The following is a 15243-nucleotide window of genomic DNA, read 5'->3' on the forward strand; positions in this document are numbered from 1 at the left end:
CCCGGCGCTCACTTGCCCTGGAAGGCGGGCTTGCGCTTGCCGACGAAGGCCTCGACGGCCTCGGTGTGGTCGGCGGTCGCGCCGAGCGCGGTCTGGGCGGCGTCCTCGGCCTCGAGGGCCTCGTCGAACGTCGACTGCGCGGCCAGGTTGAGCACGCCCTTGATCTTCGCGTAGGCCACCGTCGGCCCGGCCGCGAGCTTCGCCGCGACCGCCTGGGCCCGCGCCGGCAGCTCCTCGTCCGGCACGACCTCGCCGACCAGGCCGAGGCGCAGCGCCTCCGCCGCGTCGACGGTCCGGGCCAGCAGCATCAGCTCGGCGGCGCGGCCGTAGCCGACCAGCCGCTGCAGCGTCCACGACGCACCCGAGTCCGGGCCGAGCCCGACGTTGGCGAAGGCCATCAGGAACGACGACGATTCGGCGGCGATCCGCAGGTCACTGGCATAGGCGAAGGCGGCCCCGGCGCCGGCGGCGGTGCCGTTGATCGCGGCGATCACCGGCTTCTCCATCGACACGATCGCCTGGACGATCGGGTTGTAGTGCTCCTTCACCGTGTGTAGCGGGGCGGGGTCACCCGCCTGGAGCAGCCCGACGTGCTCCTTCAGATCCTGGCCGGCGCAGAACGCCTTGCCGGACCCGGTCAGCACGACCGCGCGGACGGTTTCGTCGCCGGACGCCTCGCGCAGCGCCGCGAGCAGTGCTTCCTTCAGCTCGACGGTCAGCGAGTTGTACGCCTGCGGCCGGTTGAGGGTCAGCGTGCGGACCCCGTCGGCGTCGGCGGTCAACAGGACGTCGGATGTGGTCACGTCATCTCCTTGCGCGGAAAACTTCGGTCGGCCGAGAGTCTTCCACCTCCCCCGGGCCGCATACCAGCACCGATACGGCGGCAAAAGATCGGTCCGCTGATGCGCCCGGCCGCTGATGAGGGACAATGGACACCAGACCCGGCTGGCTTTCACGCGAGCGCGACCCGGGCGCGCCGGTTGAGACGGAGGGAGCACGCTATGGCGGCCATGAAGCCCCGGACCGGAGATGGTCCCCTCGAAGTGACTAAGGAGGGGCGGGGCCTCGTGATGCGCGTACCGCTCGAGGGTGGTGGGCGACTCGTCGTCGAACTCTCCGCGGAAGAAGCGAAGGACCTCGGCGCCGCTTTGGCGGAGGTCACCGGCTAGCAAGCCTCCCTCGAACCGTCCTTCCGTCGCACCCCGGTCTCCCTTCGGAGGCCGGGGTCGCGGTTCCTCAGCGCCCGGAGGTTGCTCACTGTGCGTAATCCGCTACCCCCCGTTCCGACCAGTCTGCTCGACATCGAGGTAACGGCGGAGCTCCGCCGCGGCACCCCGACGGCCCGGCTCGTGACCGCGCCCGCGGACGACGTCGAGTCCGAGCCGCTCGAGGTCGGCGGCATCCGGATCACCGGCAAGGCGGGCGACGTGCAGACGATCCCCGGCGACGGTCCCCGCTGGGTGGCGGGCCTCGGCGACGGCGAGCCGAAGCAGTACCGCAAGACCGGCGCGGCGCTGGTCCGCGCGGTGAAGGCGGCGTTGGCCGAGGACCTCGACAACGGCGGCAAGGCATTCCGCGCGGTGCAGGTTGCGCTGCCGGAAGAGGCGTCCGGCGAGCACGTGACCGAGCTGGCGCTCGGGCTGTTCCTGGGCGGGTACCGCTTCAAGGTGTCCGGCGAGGACCCGAAGCCGTCGGTGCGGACGGTGCGGCTGGTGACCGCGGACCCGGCCGTCGGCGAGCTGGTCGCCCGCGCTTCGGCGTTGGCGGCGGCGACGGCGCTGACCCGCGACCTGGCGAACACGCCGTCGAACGTGAAGAGCCCGGCGTGGCTGGCGGACACGGCGGCGAAGGTGGCCGGCCCGGGGGTCGAGGTGACGATCCGGGACGAGAAGTGGCTGGCGACGCAGGGCTTCGGCGGCGTCGTGGCGGTCGGCGGCGGCTCGGCCCGCCCGCCCCGCCTGATCGAGATGGCCTACAAGCCTTCGGGGGCTTCTCGCCATCTGCTGCTGGTCGGCAAGGGCATCACGTTCGACACCGGCGGCCTGTCCATCAAGCCGGCCGACGGCATGCACCTGATGCGCACGGACATGGCGGGCGGCGCGGCGGTGATCGCGGCCACCCGAGCGATCGCGGCCCTGGGCCTCCCGGTGCGCGTGACGGCGCTGGTGCCCGCGGCGGAGAACCACGTGTCGGGCTCGTCGTACCGGCCCGGCGACATCGTCCGCCACTACGGCGGCAAGACGACCGAGGTCTCGAACACGGACGCGGAGGGCCGCATGGTCCTGGCGGACGCGCTGGCCTACGGCATCCGCAAGTTCAGCCCGGACTACGTCGTCGACGCGGCGACCCTGACGGGGGCGATGAAGGTCTCGCTGGGCCTGCGAACGGGCGGGTTGTTCGCTTCGGATTCTTCGCTGGCCACCGCGGTGATCGAGGCGGGCGCGCGCGTGGGCGAGGCGTGGTGGCGCATGCCGCTGGTCGAGGACTACGCGGAGAACGTCCGCGGCGAGTTCGGCGACGTCCGGCAGACGCCGGGCGGCCCGGGCAGCATCACGGCGGCGTTGTTCCTGCGCGAGTTCACATCGGGGCTGCCGTGGGCGCACCTGGACATCGCGGGCCCGGCGCGGTCGGAGAAGAACTACGACGAGGTGGTCCCGGGGGCGACGGGCTTCGCGGCGCGGACCCTGGTGGAGCTGGCCGCGTCGCTGGGTTGAGGGGCGGAGACCCCGGTCAGCACATGGTCGCGGAAACCCGTCACCGCCGGGGTCATCGGCTCCTCCGCCCGCCAAGCCAGGCCGATCGTCCGGTACGGCCGCGGCGACAGCGGCACTTCCGCCACCCCCGCCGGGCTGCCCGGGCCGAACCGCGGTAGCAGTGCCACCCCCAGGCCCGCCGCCACCAGGCCGCGGACCGTGTCCGACTCCTGGCCCTCGAACGCGATCCGCGGCGTGAAGCCCGCCTCCGCGCAGAGCTCGTCCGTCAGGGTCCGCACGCCGTAGCCCTGCTCCAGCAGCACGAACTCCTCGTCGGCCAGCTCCGACACCCGCACCGACCGGCGCTCGGCCAGGGGGTGGCCGGCCGGGACCGACAGCAGGATCTCCTCGTCCACCAGGCCCGCCGAGGCCAGCGACGGCACCCCCGACGGCAGCGGCGCCAGCAGCGCCAGGTCCAGCTCGCCGGCCACCAGGCGGTCGACCATCTCCTGCCGCGAGCCCTGGACCAGCGTGAACCGCACCCCCGGGTGTCGCGCCCGGTGACCGCGCAGCAACGACGGGACCAGTGACCGGCCGAGCAGGTGCAGGAACCCGAGCACCACGTGCCCCGACTCCGGTGACACCTCCTCCCGTGCCAGCCGGACGCCGGTGTCGAGCACCGCGAGGCCGCGCTCCGCCGCCTCCGCCAGCAGGTCCGCCGCGCGCGTGAGGCGGATGCCGCGGCCGTCCGGGACCGTCAGCGGTGCGCCCAGCGCGTCCGCCAGCGCCGCGAGCCGGCGGCTGACCGTCGGCTGCGGGACGCCCAGCAGCTCGGCCGCGCGTGTGACGTTCCTCGTCTTCCGCAGGGCGGCCAGCAGCGGCAGGTGGGGCGCGACCTGCGCCGACAGCGAGTCATACGTCACCGCATGAATCATGCCAGGTGAACGCATTGGACGTATTGGTTAGCTCTGCTTACTTTCAGGTCGTGACTTCCACGCGCCGAGTCAAGACCGCCGTCGCCGCGGCCGGGATCTCCTCCTTCGCCCTGCTCTACGCCCCGCAGCCGGTGCTGCCGCAGCTCGCCGCGCAATACCACCTCGACCCCGGGGGAGCGGCGCTCGCGGTCAGCGTCGCGACCGGCGCGCTCGCCATCGCCGTGCTGCCGATCGCGGCGCTGTCCGAAGTGGTCGGACGGCGGCCGGTGATCCTGACGTCGGTCATCGCGTCGGTCGTGTTCGGCCTGCTGCTGCCCCTGATGCCGACGTACCCGGCGCTGCTCGTCCTGCGGGCGCTGCAGGGGATCGCGATCGCCGGCTTCCCCGGCGTCGCGGCCGCCTACCTGGCCGAACGCCTGGGCCGCGCGGGCGTCGCCGCCGCGGTCGGCGCCATGATCGCCGGCAACACGATCGGCGGCATGCTCGGCAGGCTGGCCAGCGGGTTCACCGCGGGCCCGCTCGGCTGGCGCGGCGCGCTGTACGTCGTCGCGGGGGTGGGCGCGGTGTGCTCGGCGATCACCGTCGTGACGCTGCCGCCGGGGACCCGCCCGCGCGGGAACGTGCAGCTCCGCGCGGTCGCCCAGGGCCTGGTCACGGCGTTGGGCAAGCCGGTGCTGCTCGCGCAGTACGCGGTCGCGCTGCTCGCGATGGGCTCGTTCGTCGCGCTCTACAACGCCGCCGGCTTCCGCCTGACCGGTGACCCGCTCGACCTGTCCCCGGCGATCGCGTCGCTGGTGTTCCTGGCCTACGCGACCGGCTCGGTGTCGTCGGCCGCGGCCGGCCGGCTGGTCGCCCGGGTCGGCCGCCGCCGCGCGCTCGTCGGCGCCCTGCTGCTGACGGCCGCCGGCGCGGCGCTGACCCTGCCCGACTCACTGCCGCTGGTCATCGCGGGGTTCTTGGTGCTGACCTGCGCGTTCTTCGCCGCGCACGCGGTCGCGAACGGCTGGGCGGCGGCCGACGCCCCCGAGAACGCGCGCGGCCAGGTCGGCGGCATGTACACGGCGACGTACTACCTGGGCAGCAGCGTCGGCGGCGCGGCGGGCGCGTGGGTCTACGGCCACGAGGGCTGGCCGTGGCTGATCGCACTGGTGGTGGTGTGGCTCCTGCTGGCGGTCGCGGCGGTCGCCGCCGGGACGCGGGTGCGCGCGGTGCGGCGGGAGCTCGTGGCGAGCTGAGTCGGAGCGGCAGGGATTCGGCGCCCCGGCGGTACCCTCCGCGGAAAGCGAGTTGTCCGCAGGCTCGCGAGGGCTGTGGCGAGCTGAGTCAGATCGCCGCCGCGACCAGCAGGCCGCCGCCCACCGGGAGCAGGGCCGGGACCAGGCGGTCGTCTTCGCGGAACGCTCGCGCCACCTCGCGCAGCGCCAGCGTCTCCGGGTCCCGGTGCGACGGGTCGATCACCCGGCCGCCCGCCAGCACGTTGTGGAACGCGATGATCCCGCCCCGCCGCAGCAGCGAAACGCCCAGCTCGTAGCACCCGGGGTACTCGATGTGCGCGGAATCGACGAACACCAGGTCGTACCCGCCCGGCGTGAGCCGCTGCAGCACGTCCAGGGCGCGGCCGATGATCAGCCGCGTGCGGCCCGGTGCGTAGCCGGCCTCGCGGAACGTCGCGCGCGCGGCCCGCTGGTACTCCGGCTCGACGTCGATCGAGGTCAGGATGCCGTCGGGGGCCATGCCGCGCAGCAGGCTCAGCCCGCTGACGCCGGCGCCCGTGCCGACCTCGACGACCGCCTTCGCCCGCAGCGTCGCGGCCAGGAAGCGCAGCGTCGCGCCCGCACCCGCGCTGAGCGGGACGCAGCCCAGGTCCTCGGCCCGTGCCCGCGCCGAAGACAGCACCTCGTCGTCGGGCAGGTACCCGTCGACGAACCCGGAATCGGCCGGTGCGGCCGCAGGGGTGGGCGTGTTCACGCACGGAGGTTAGCGTTGGTTGTCGATAAATCCTCGCAGGCTCCCTGGTAAGCACCCGGGAAGAACTTCTCAGCCTGCTCTCAGTCCAGTCTCACTAGAACCATAAGGAACCCCGACAGACTGAAATCCGGACACACGGGAACACCGTGGCGACAGCCCGCGTTGGGTGGAGCAGACAGGAGAGACGCAGATGGAGGTGCCTGCTCCCGCGATGCAGAACGCCGTTGCCGATGCCGGGGCTCAGCCGGTGACCCTGGACGAAGCGGCCTGGACGCCGCCGTCCTGGGACGAGGTCGTGCGCGAACACGGCGACCGGGTCTACCGGCTCGCCTACCGCCTGACCGGCAACACCCACGACGCCGAGGACCTTACGCAGGAGACCTTCATCCGGGTCTTCCGCTCGCTCGCGTCGTACAAGCCGGGCACGTTCGAGGGCTGGCTGCACCGGATCACCACCAACCTCTTCCTGGACATGGCCCGCCGCCGCTCGCGCGTGCGGATGGAAGGCCTGCCCGAGGACACCGACCGCATCGTGGGCGACGACCCGAGCCCCGAGCAGGTCTATTCGGACACCCACCTGGACCCGGACCTGCAGGCGGCGCTCGACGAGCTGCCCCCGGAGTTCCGCGCCGCGGTCGTGCTGTGCGACGTCGAAGGCCTGTCGTACGAGGAGATCGGCGCGACCCTCGGTGTCAAGCTGGGCACCGTCCGCAGCCGGATCCACCGCGGCCGCCAGGCGCTGCGCGCGTCGCTCGAGCGACGGCGCGCTTACGCACCGGAGTCTGCGAAGGTGTCGGTATGACCGCACCGCGAGGCTGGGGACTCCCCGAGTCGCACCTTCTCCCGGACGTCGTCGTGGCGTTCGTCGACGGCGAGCTTTCGCACGGCGCCCGCGACCGCGCGGCGTCGCACATCACGCGCTGCCAGGCGTGCGCGGCGGAGGTCCGCGCCCAGCGGCAGACGGTCGACACGATCCGGCACGCCGGTGCCCCGTCGATGTCGGCGGGGTTCCTCGCGAGCCTGCAGTCGATCCCGCAGCACACCGAGCTGCCGGGCACCCCGGACAACCTGGCGATCACGGCCGACGGCCAGCTCGTCGCCGTCCAGCGCCCCGACCGGGTCGCGGGCCTGCGTGACGCCGGCGTGCTGGGCGGTGTGGCCCCGTTGGGATCATCGGCTCCGCTGGGCCAGTCGCCGAACGTCCTCGGTGGTGGCCGGTTCAAGCGCCGGGCCGCGCAGGGCGCCGGGGTCGTCGTGTCCGGGCTGGTGCTGAGCGCACTGGCTCTGGTCGGGACGTCCGCGGACGGTGACGGCGGCCCCGAGCAGGGTGGCGGCGCACCGCAGCCGGCGAACCTGCTCCCGGCCCAGCTGGCGGTGCCACCCCAGCCGAAGCCGGCACCGACCTCGACCCCGGTGAGCTCACCGGCGGCGGTTCCGGCCGGGATCCGCTGAACTGCTTGACCGAGGCCGCTCCGAGGAAACCCTCGAGGCGGCCTTCGTCGTGTTCGGAGGCGAGTCACCCCTCCTGGCGCGGCCCAAGAAACAGCCACTTCACCGGCGGACCGGCAGACTCGGAGCACTGGGCTTGGGTATCGTCACGCCCAGCCACCTGATCTTCTTCTGCACCGGGGAATGATGACCGAGCCGAACGTGAATCCCGAGCAGCCCGGCGCGCCTGATGCCGACCGGCTGGGTCCGCGGCCGCTCGCGCGGCCCGCCGTCGATCCCGCCCAGGCCGCCGTGTTCGGCCGGCCGCAGGGCGTCGACGGGGCGTTCGACAAGCTCTACACCCCGCAGCGGGCCAACGGCGTCAACCTCGCGCCGCCCGCGCCCGAGTCGCTCGCCGAAGCCTTCCGGCGGCCGCCCGGGGCCGAGGGGGTGCTGCTCGAACGGCCGCGCGAAGCCACCGGTGAGCCGAAGGAAGCCGATCCGCCGCTGTGGAACAGCACGAGCGACCCGTGGCGCGATCCGGGCGCCGGCGCCGTGCTGGCCGGGCCCGCCGTGCCCGCCGAGGACGAGGAAAAGCCCGCCAAGCGGCCGCCGGGGGCGCTGCTCAGCCTGCCCGAGGTGCTCTTCGGACGGCGCGTGCAGCCGAAGGCGCTGGCCCTGCTCGGGGTCGTCGCGCTGCTCATCGGCGCGGTCGGCGGCCTCGTCGGCTGGTGGGTCGGCGACACCGGCACCGAGCTCACCGGGTCCGCGACGATCTCGGAAGCCGAGGCCGCCAAGGAACGCCCGGCCGGTTCGGTCGCCGAGATCGCCAAGCGCGTCGCGCCCGCCGTCGTTTCGCTCGAGGTCTTCAAGCCGGGCGCCGAATCCGGCGAGCAGGGCTCCGGCGTGATGATCGACCCGCAGGGCTACATCCTCACCAACGAGCACGTCATCGCCTCCGCCGCCGCGGACCAGGGCGTCAAGGTCACCGCGATCTTCGTCGACGGCACCCGCACCGAGGCCAAGCTCGTCGGCGCCGACCAGAAGACCGACCTCGCCGTCGTGAAGGTGAACGTCACCAACCCGACCGTGCTGCAGATCGGCAAGTCCGCGGACCTGCAGGTCGGCGACACCGTGATGGCGATCGGCTCGCCGCTCGCGCTGCAGAACTCCGTCACCGCGGGCATCGTCAGCGCGCTGAACCGGCCGATCACCGCGGGCGGCGACAGCGGCGCCCCGCCGGTCACCTACGAGGCCATCCAGACCGACGCCGCGATCAACCACGGCAACTCGGGCGGCGCGCTCGTCGACTCCACCGGCGCGCTCGTCGGCATCAACTCGTCGATCCGCTCGTCCAGCGCGGACGGCGGCAGCATCGGCATCGGCTTCGCCATCCCGAGCGACTACGCGATCAAGATCGCGAAGGCGCTGATCAAGGACGGCAAGGTCCAGCACGCGGACATCGGCATCAACGCGTCGTCGACGGTCGCCGGCTCGTCCACGATGGGCGCCCAGGTCAAGAACGTCGCCCCCGGCGGCCCGGCCGCGAACGCGGGCATCAAGGAGGGCGACGTGATCACGAAGATCGGCAACCGGCTGGTTCGCGACTCCGCGGAACTGACGGTCGCGGTCCGCGCGCACGACGTCGGCGAAGTGGTCCCGGTGTCGCTGGCCCGCGACGGCGCGAGCTTCGTCGTGGACGTAACCCTGGCTTCCGACTGAGTTCCCGTGTTCGGCCTGCCGGCGCACGGCGGGCTGCGGGTACCCTGGGCGGGTAGGTTCAGCTGCGGAGGTTGACTGGTGTTCGACAGCGTCGGGTGGGGCGAAATCCTCGTCCTCATCATCGCCGGTCTCTTCATCCTCGGCCCGGAACGCCTCCCCGAGGCGGCCTCCTGGCTGGCGAAGAGCGTGAAGAAGGTCCGCGACTTCGCGACCGGCGCCCGTGAGCAGCTGCGCGAGGAAATGGGCCCGGAGTTCGACCAGCTCCGCAAACCCCTCGAAGACCTGCGCGGCCTGCGCAACTTCGACCCCAAGCGCGTGGTGACGCAGCACCTGTTCGACGGCGACGCGGACCCGCTGGGCCTGAAGGGCATCACGAACGGCACCAACGGGACGAACGGGTCCAACGGCACGACGGTCGGTCAGACCCAGTCCCAGCCGGAACCGTTGAAGCCGGGCGAGCGCCCGCCGATCGACCCCGACGCCACGTAGCCCGCCACTTCTCAAGCGCCCCAATGTGGCGTTCGGTGCGCTGGACGCACCGAACGCCACATTGGGTGCGTTCAACGCACCCAACGCCACATTGGGGTGTTCGGGTCAGCGGCCGGCCGGGGTCACGTTCAGCATCATCCCCGCCAGGCCGCGCGCCCGGACCGAGAGCTTCTTCGCGACGTCGTTCAGCACCACCGACGCCGGTGCTTCCGGCTCGGACAGCACGATCGGCGTGCCCGCGTCGCCCTGGGCGACCACCCGGGGGTCCATCGGGACCTGGCCGAGCAGCGGCACCTCGGAGCCGATCGACTTCGTCAGCGAGTCGGCCACCGTCTGGCCGCCGCCGGCGCCGAAGATCTCCAGGCGGGAGCCGTCGGCCTGCTCCAGCCACGACATGTTCTCGATGACGCCCGCCACGCGCTGGCGCGTCTGCAGCGCGATCGCCCCGGCGCGCTCGGCCACCTCGGCCGCCGCCTGCTGGGGGGTGGTGACCACCAGGATCTCCGCGTTCGGGATCAGCTGGGCCACCGAGATCGCGATGTCGCCGGTGCCCGGCGGCAGGTCCAGCAGCAGGATGTCCAGGTCGCCCCAGAACACGTCCGCCAGGAACTGCTGCAGCGCGCGGTGCAGCATCGGGCCGCGCCACACCACCGGCGTGTTGCCCGGGGTGAACATGCCGATCGAGATCACCTTCACGCCGTGGGACTGCGGCGGCATGATCATCGTGTCGACCTTGGTCGGCTTCTCGCGCGCGCCCAGCATGCGGGGGATCGAGTGGCCGTAGATGTCGGCGTCCACGACACCCACCGAAAGGCCGCGGGCGGCCATCGACGCCGCCAGGTTCACCGTGACCGACGACTTGCCGACGCCGCCCTTGCCCGAGGCCACGCAGTACACGCGGGTCATCGAGCCCGGCTGCGCGAACGGGATCACCGGCTCCGCCGCGTCCCCGCGGAGGGACTTGCGCAGCTCGGAGCGCTGCTCGTCACTCATGACGTCCAGCTCGACGCGCACGTCCACGACGCCCGGGAGCTTCGCGACGGCTTCCTTCGTGTCGTTGGTCAGCGTCGCCTTCAGCGGGCAGCCCGCGACCGTCAGGTAGATCCCGACCGTCACGACGCCGTCGTCGCCGACGACCACGTCCTTGACCATCCCCAGGTCCGTGATGGGTTTCCGGATCTCCGGGTCTTGCACGCTCTTCAGCGCGCTGCGGACGTCGTCGACGCTGGGGAGCTGCTGAGTACTGGTCACCCCGTCCATGTTACGAGCCGGTAGGACTCCGGTCCGCCTTGGCCTTCCGCGGCTTCACCGCGAGGTCCTCCCGGAGCCGGTCCAGTTCGCTGCGCAGGTAGTCCCGGGTGGCCACCTCGCCGACCGCCAGCCGCAGCGCCGCCAGCTCCCTGGCCAGGTATTCGGTGTCGGCTTTCGTCTGCAGGGCCCGGTTCCGGTCCTCCTCCAGGGAGACGCGGTCGCGGTCGTCCTGGCGGTTCTGCGCGAGCAGGATCAACGGCGCCGCGTACGCCGCCTGCGTCGAAAAGGCCAGGTTGAGCAGGATGAACGGGTACGGGTCCCACTGCAGCGAGACCGCGGCCAGGTTCAGCACGATCCAGACGATCACGATCATCGTCTGCCAGAACAGGTACTTCCCGGTGCCGAGGAACCGCGCCAGCCGCTCGGACAGCCGGCCGAAGGTGTCCGGGTCGATGTTCAGCCTGAACCGGTTCTGGCCGCGGGGCTGGTCGAGCCGCCGTCCCGGCGTCAGCTCAGGCACGGTGTTCCTCCATGGAGTCGTGCAGCCCGGTCTCGCGCCAGTCCTCGGGCAGCAGGTGGTCGAGGACGTCGTCGACGGTCACCGCGCCGATCAGGTGGTCCTCGGTGTCGATGACCGGCCCGCAGGTCAGGTTGTAGGCCGCGAAGTACCGCGTGACCTCGGCCAGCGAGGCGCCCGGTTTCAGCGGTGGCAGCCCGGTGTCGACGGCGCTGGCCACGAGCTCCGCCGGCGGTTCGCGCAGGAGCCGCTGGAAGTGGACGACGCCGACGTAGCGCCCGGTCGGCGTCGCGGTCGGCGGGCGGCAGACGAACACCATGCTGGCCAGCGCCGGGGGCAGCTCGGGGTTGCGGATGTGGGCGAGCGCCTCGGCGATCGTCGTGTCCGGGGTGAGCACCACCGGCTCCGGCGTCATCAGACCGCCCGCGGTGTCCGACGAGTACTCCAGCAGCCGCTTGACCGGCGCGGACTCCTCGGGCTCCATCAGCTCGAGCAGCCGGCTCTGGTCGGCCGGGGCGAGCTCGGCCAGCAGGTCGGCCGCGTCGTCGGGGTTCATCGCCTCCAGGACGTCGGCGGCGCGCTCCTCGGCCAGGTACGCCAGCAGCTCCTTCTGGTCGTCGTCCGGCAGCTCTTCGATGACGTCGGCGAGGCGCTCGTCGTCCATCGCGTCGGCGACCTCGTGGCGGCGCTTGAGCGGCAGGTCGCGCACGGTCGCGGCGATGTCGGCCGGGCGCATGGTGTCGAACAGCATGAGCAGCTGGCCGGCGCCCTGGGGCTGCGCGCCGAGGTCGGCCAGGCCCAGCCCGGAGACCTCCGACCACGGCAGCACCTGCATCGCCGCGCGGCGGCGGCCCAGCCCGCCCCGCCGCTCCCGGATGGCCAGCTTGGCCAGCACCCAGTCGCGCGTGCGGGTCGGCTCCATCCCGGCGTCGACGACGGTGATGCGGGTGCCGGACGCGGTGAGCGCGGCGTGCGCGTCGAGCAGCTGGCCGAGCACCAGGACCTCGTTGGGCCGCTGGACGAACTGGCGCATGTTCACCGAGCCGGTGGCGAGCGTCACGGCGGTCGGTTCGATCCCGGTGACCCGCAGCATCGGCACGAAGACGCGCCGCCGCGTGCTCAGCTCGACGACCAGCCCGAGGATCCGCGGCGGCTGCGCGTCGAGCCGCAGCCCGGCCACCAGGTCGCGGACCCGGCCGATCGACTCGCCGTCCGGCCCGAACACGGGCAGACCGGACAGCTGAGCTGCGAAAACCCTGTTGACCGCGGCCATGCCGCTGACACTATCGGCTGGCTGCCCAGACAGCGATTTCCGGCACTGTGACGAACGCCGGGTCGTCGCTCTCCTCGCCGGTCTCGGCGAACTCCTCGACCAGCCAGATCCAGTTCTGCACGGCTCGCACGAGCGTCCAGGCGCGCGCCTTCGAGGCGTCCAGCTCGTGCGAGGCGACGATCAGCGCGAACCGTTCGTCCAGTGTGGACTCGGTGAAGCGGTTCCAGAACAACGGGATGACGCCCCACTCGAGGTCGCCGGCGAGCGGTTTCGGGTCGATGACCAGCCACGGCTCGCGCGTGCCCGCGAGGACGTTCTCGAAGTGCAGGTCCTCGTTCACCAGCAGGTCACCCGCCGACGGCCCGAGTTCGCGGCAGATCGCGACGGCGTCGTCGACCAGCCGCTTCTCGAACGGCTCGCCGAGTTCGGCCCAGCGGCGGGGGAGCTCTTCGGCGAGGATCCCGGCTTCGGTGCGCAGCCGCCGCCGCATCGACGACGGCGCGGGGACGGCGAGGCGCCGCGCCAGCCCGCCGACGAGCGGGATCGCCTCGGTCAGCGGGAGGTCGTCCAGGGTGCGGGCCGCGTCGAGCCGTTCGAGCAGCAGGACGCCGTCGGCGGGCGCGGAGTCCAGCAGCAGCACCGCACCCCGACCGGCCCATGTGGACAGTGCGAGCGGCTCGTCGGCCGACTCTTCGTCGCGCCAGCCGAGCTTCAGCACCACCGGCGTGCCGTCGGGAAGGCGCGCGGGCTGCGCCACGCCGACGTAGCCGTGCATCGCCTCGCCCTCGAACGTCAGGCCCCACTCGCGCGCGTACCGGGCGGCGAGCCGGGGCAGGTCCGCCAGCCACGGGACGGCTTCCGGGCCGAGCACCCGGGGCGCGCGGGCGGCGAACAGGGGAGGCACGCGAAGGTCGGTCACCACCCCAGCCTGGCAGTCCCGTCCAGCGCGTTTCGTCATGGTCGTGGCGGGCGTACGCTGGGATTTCAGGGGAAAACGCAACCCCGGGAGCAGTCATGGTGGTGGAGATCCTCAGCGCCGTCGTCGTCGCGGGAGGGGCTTGGCTCGCGGCCAGCTTGCGCGTGGTGAAGCAGTACGAACGCGGGCTCGTGTTCCGGTTCGGCCGGGTGCGGGCGAAGGTCCGGGAGCCGGGGCTGGCGGTGCTGGTGCCGTTCGCGGACCGGATCCAGAAGGTCAACATGCAGATCATCACCATGCCGATCCCCGCCCAGGACGGCATCACCCGCGACAACGTCACCGTCCGGGTCGACGCGGTCGTCTACTTCAAGGTCATCGACCCGGTGGTCGCGGCGGTCAACGTGCAGGACTACCGGTCGGCGGTGGGCCAGGTCGCGCAGACGTCGCTGCGCTCGATCATCGGCAAGAGCGACCTCGACGACCTGCTCTCCAACCGCGAACGCCTCAACGAGGGCCTGGAGCTGATGATCGACAGCCCCGCGCTGGACTGGGGCATCCACATCGACCGCGTCGAGATCAAGGACGTCGCGCTGCCGGAGGCGATGAAGCGCTCGATGTCGCGGCAGGCCGAGGCGGAGCGGGAACGGCGCGCGCGCGTCATCTCCGCCGACGGCGAGCTGCAGGCGTCGCACAAGCTCGCGCAGGCCGCGGCGACGATGGCCGACACCCCTTCGGCGCTGCAGCTGCGGCTGCTGGAGACCGTCGTGCAGGTGTCGGCGGAGAAGAACTCGACGCTGGTGCTGCCGTTCCCGGTGGAGCTGCTGCGGTTCCTGGACGCCCAGACGCCGAAGCCCGCGCCGGCCGAACCGCCGGCCGAGGCGAAGCCGGAGGTGAACGGCCACGCGACCCCGGCACCGCGCAGCCCGGGCGACGCGGTGCTGCCGGACTAGGTCAGCTGCCCGTTCGCGCTCAGGACGATGAAGGTGGTGAAGAACCCGACCCAGAGCGCGATGACGACGTAGCCGACGATCACGGCGGCCGTGGCCAGGCCGCGGCCGCCCGCTTCGCCGCGGTTCGTCTTGCTCAGCGCGATGTGGCCCATGACCAGCCCGGCGATCGCGGTGACGCCGGAGCAGAAGCCGAGGATCGAGCAGACCAGGGCGCCGATCGCCAGCGCGTTGTCCTGCCCGCGGGCGACGGCCCCGTACGGCTGTGGGTACTGCGGCGGCGTCACGTACGACCGGTACTGCGGGTACGGCTGCTGCGGGTAGGCGGGCGGCGCGTACACCGGCTGCGGCTGGCCCGGAGCGGCGTACGGCGTGCCGGGGATGTGCGCGGCCGGCGTTTCGAACGAGCCGGGCGGCAGCGGGCCGGGCTGCTCCGCAGCGACGGCAGGCTCGGCCGCGTCCGCGGCCGGGCCGGGCTCGGTCGTCGTGCCGGTCTCGGTGGCCGGGCCGGCGACGGTGGTGTCCGCGATCGTGGCGTCGCCGGCCGGCGGGTCGTAGGACTCCGGCTCGTAGGACGCCGGTTCGGCGGCCGGCGGCGGGTCGTAGGCCACGGTCGGGTCGGCGGCCGGACGGTCCTTGTCCCCGGACGGGTCGGTCATGACGGGTCCCCTCGGTGCGTGCGGGAAGCCAAGGCTAGCGCCAGCCGTTGAGCGCGCCGATGCCGATGAACAGGGCGAGCAGGCCGATGTTCAGCGCGATCGAGGCGTAACCGATGATGATCCCCGCCAGCGCGAGGCCCTGCCCTTCGGCGACGCCGCGCTTGGCCTTGCCGTAGGCGATGTGGCCCATGATGATGCCCGCGATCCCCACGACGAAGCACAGGACGAGGCCGAGGATCGAGCAGACCAGCGACCCGACCGCGAGGCCCGAGCCCTCCACCGGGCGCTGCATCCCGCCCGGGTAGCCGGGGTACTGCGGGTAGCCGGGCTGCTGGTAGCCGTACTGCTGACCGTACGGGTTGTTCGGGTCCTGCGGATAAGTCATGGTGCTCCCCTCCGCGCCGCACTCTACGGCGGGAATCGTGAGCGCCCTCATAGCAGGGTC

17 protein-coding genes are annotated in these 15243 nt (G+C 72.5%); 8 read left to right on the forward strand and 9 right to left on the reverse strand.

All coding sequences use genetic code 11. The features are described from left to right. Positions 1-8: 8 nt before the first annotated feature. Positions 9-803 (reverse strand): enoyl-CoA hydratase/isomerase family protein, encoded by a 795-nt coding sequence (locus tag AB5J73_RS17575; RefSeq protein WP_370970755.1) that lies wholly within the window; start codon positions 801-803, stop codon positions 9-11. Positions 804-1001: 198 nt separating this feature from the next. Between AB5J73_RS17575 and AB5J73_RS17580 the strand changes: the two genes are divergently transcribed. Both AB5J73_RS17580 and AB5J73_RS17585 read left to right on the forward strand, forming a co-directional pair. After that, the gene (locus AB5J73_RS17580) at positions 1002-1169 is read left to right on the forward strand and encodes a DUF3117 domain-containing protein (RefSeq protein ID WP_013222969.1); all 168 of its coding nucleotides are present in this window, start codon (positions 1002-1004) and stop codon (positions 1167-1169) included. Between the two features lie 90 nt (positions 1170-1259). After that, complete coding sequence (locus AB5J73_RS17585; protein ID WP_370970756.1) at positions 1260-2714, forward strand: M17 family metallopeptidase; 1455 nt, start codon at positions 1260-1262, stop codon at positions 2712-2714. Here AB5J73_RS17585 and AB5J73_RS17590 read toward each other — a convergent pair. Next, a complete protein-coding gene (locus tag AB5J73_RS17590; protein WP_370970757.1) occupies positions 2639-3628 on the reverse strand; it encodes a LysR family transcriptional regulator in 990 nt (329 codons plus the stop codon). The genes AB5J73_RS17585 and AB5J73_RS17590 overlap by 76 nt on opposite strands. Before the next feature lie 50 nt (positions 3629-3678). Here AB5J73_RS17590 and AB5J73_RS17595 point away from each other — a divergent pair, with 50 nt between their 5' ends. Continuing rightward, positions 3679-4863 carry an MFS transporter gene (locus AB5J73_RS17595; protein ID WP_370970758.1) on the forward strand — a complete coding sequence of 395 codons (1185 nt, stop codon included), beginning with the start codon at positions 3679-3681 and terminating at the stop codon, positions 4861-4863. Positions 4864-4951: 88 nt separating this feature from the next. On the opposite strand, the gene AB5J73_RS17600 is transcribed toward AB5J73_RS17595, so the two are convergent. Then, a complete protein-coding gene (locus AB5J73_RS17600) occupies positions 4952-5596 on the reverse strand; it encodes an O-methyltransferase (RefSeq protein WP_086865531.1) in 645 nt (214 codons plus the stop codon). 190 nt (positions 5597-5786) lie between these two features. Between AB5J73_RS17600 and sigE the strand changes: the two genes are divergently transcribed. The 4 genes from sigE to tatB all read left to right on the forward strand — a co-directional run bounded on the left by sigE (position 5787) and on the right by tatB (position 9235). After that, the gene (gene sigE / locus AB5J73_RS17605; RefSeq protein WP_370970759.1) at positions 5787-6398 is read left to right on the forward strand and encodes an RNA polymerase sigma factor SigE; all 612 of its coding nucleotides are present in this window, start codon (positions 5787-5789) and stop codon (positions 6396-6398) included. Further along, on the forward strand, positions 6395-7048 hold the full coding sequence (locus tag AB5J73_RS17610) for an anti-sigma factor (RefSeq protein ID WP_370970760.1): 654 nt from the start codon (positions 6395-6397) through the stop codon (positions 7046-7048). Before sigE ends, AB5J73_RS17610 begins: the two co-directional genes overlap by 4 nt. Before the next feature lie 180 nt (positions 7049-7228). Further along, complete coding sequence (locus tag AB5J73_RS17615; RefSeq protein WP_370970761.1) at positions 7229-8746, forward strand: trypsin-like peptidase domain-containing protein; 1518 nt, start codon at positions 7229-7231, stop codon at positions 8744-8746. Positions 8747-8824: 78 nt separating this feature from the next. Beyond that, complete coding sequence (gene tatB, locus AB5J73_RS17620) at positions 8825-9235, forward strand: Sec-independent protein translocase protein TatB (protein WP_290051750.1); 411 nt, start codon at positions 8825-8827, stop codon at positions 9233-9235. A gap of 105 nt (positions 9236-9340) precedes the next feature. On the opposite strand, the gene AB5J73_RS17625 is transcribed toward tatB, so the two are convergent. The 4 genes from AB5J73_RS17625 to AB5J73_RS17640 are packed head-to-tail and all read right to left on the reverse strand — an operon-like array spanning position 9341 to position 13198. Then, positions 9341-10486, reverse strand: a complete 1146-nt coding sequence (locus tag AB5J73_RS17625) for an Mrp/NBP35 family ATP-binding protein (protein ID WP_370970762.1) — start codon at positions 10484-10486, stop codon at positions 9341-9343. Positions 10487-10496: 10 nt separating this feature from the next. Then, the gene (locus AB5J73_RS17630) at positions 10497-11006 is read right to left on the reverse strand and encodes a DUF1003 domain-containing protein (RefSeq protein ID WP_370970763.1); all 510 of its coding nucleotides are present in this window, start codon (positions 11004-11006) and stop codon (positions 10497-10499) included. Continuing rightward, positions 10999-12276, reverse strand: a complete 1278-nt coding sequence (locus AB5J73_RS17635) for a magnesium transporter MgtE N-terminal domain-containing protein (protein WP_370970764.1) — start codon at positions 12274-12276, stop codon at positions 10999-11001. Before AB5J73_RS17635 ends, AB5J73_RS17630 begins: the two co-directional genes overlap by 8 nt. A 10-nt stretch (positions 12277-12286) precedes the next feature. Then, on the reverse strand, positions 12287-13198 hold the full coding sequence (locus AB5J73_RS17640; protein ID WP_370970765.1) for an aminoglycoside phosphotransferase family protein: 912 nt from the start codon (positions 13196-13198) through the stop codon (positions 12287-12289). Between the two features lie 92 nt (positions 13199-13290). Here AB5J73_RS17640 and AB5J73_RS17645 point away from each other — a divergent pair, with 92 nt between their 5' ends. Beyond that, on the forward strand, positions 13291-14142 hold the full coding sequence (locus tag AB5J73_RS17645; protein WP_370970766.1) for a slipin family protein: 852 nt from the start codon (positions 13291-13293) through the stop codon (positions 14140-14142). Here AB5J73_RS17645 and AB5J73_RS17650 read toward each other — a convergent pair. Together AB5J73_RS17650 and AB5J73_RS17655 are read right to left on the reverse strand one after the other, a co-directional pair. Then, positions 14139-14798, reverse strand: a complete 660-nt coding sequence (locus AB5J73_RS17650) for a DUF4190 domain-containing protein (protein ID WP_370970767.1) — start codon at positions 14796-14798, stop codon at positions 14139-14141. The genes AB5J73_RS17645 and AB5J73_RS17650 overlap by 4 nt on opposite strands. A gap of 34 nt (positions 14799-14832) precedes the next feature. Next, on the reverse strand, positions 14833-15183 hold the full coding sequence (locus AB5J73_RS17655) for a DUF4190 domain-containing protein (protein WP_370970768.1): 351 nt from the start codon (positions 15181-15183) through the stop codon (positions 14833-14835). Positions 15184-15243 lie beyond the last annotated feature (60 nt).

The sequence above is a fragment of the Amycolatopsis sp. cg9 genome, from assembly GCF_041346945.1.
Lineage (GTDB): Bacteria > Actinomycetota > Actinomycetes > Mycobacteriales > Pseudonocardiaceae > Amycolatopsis.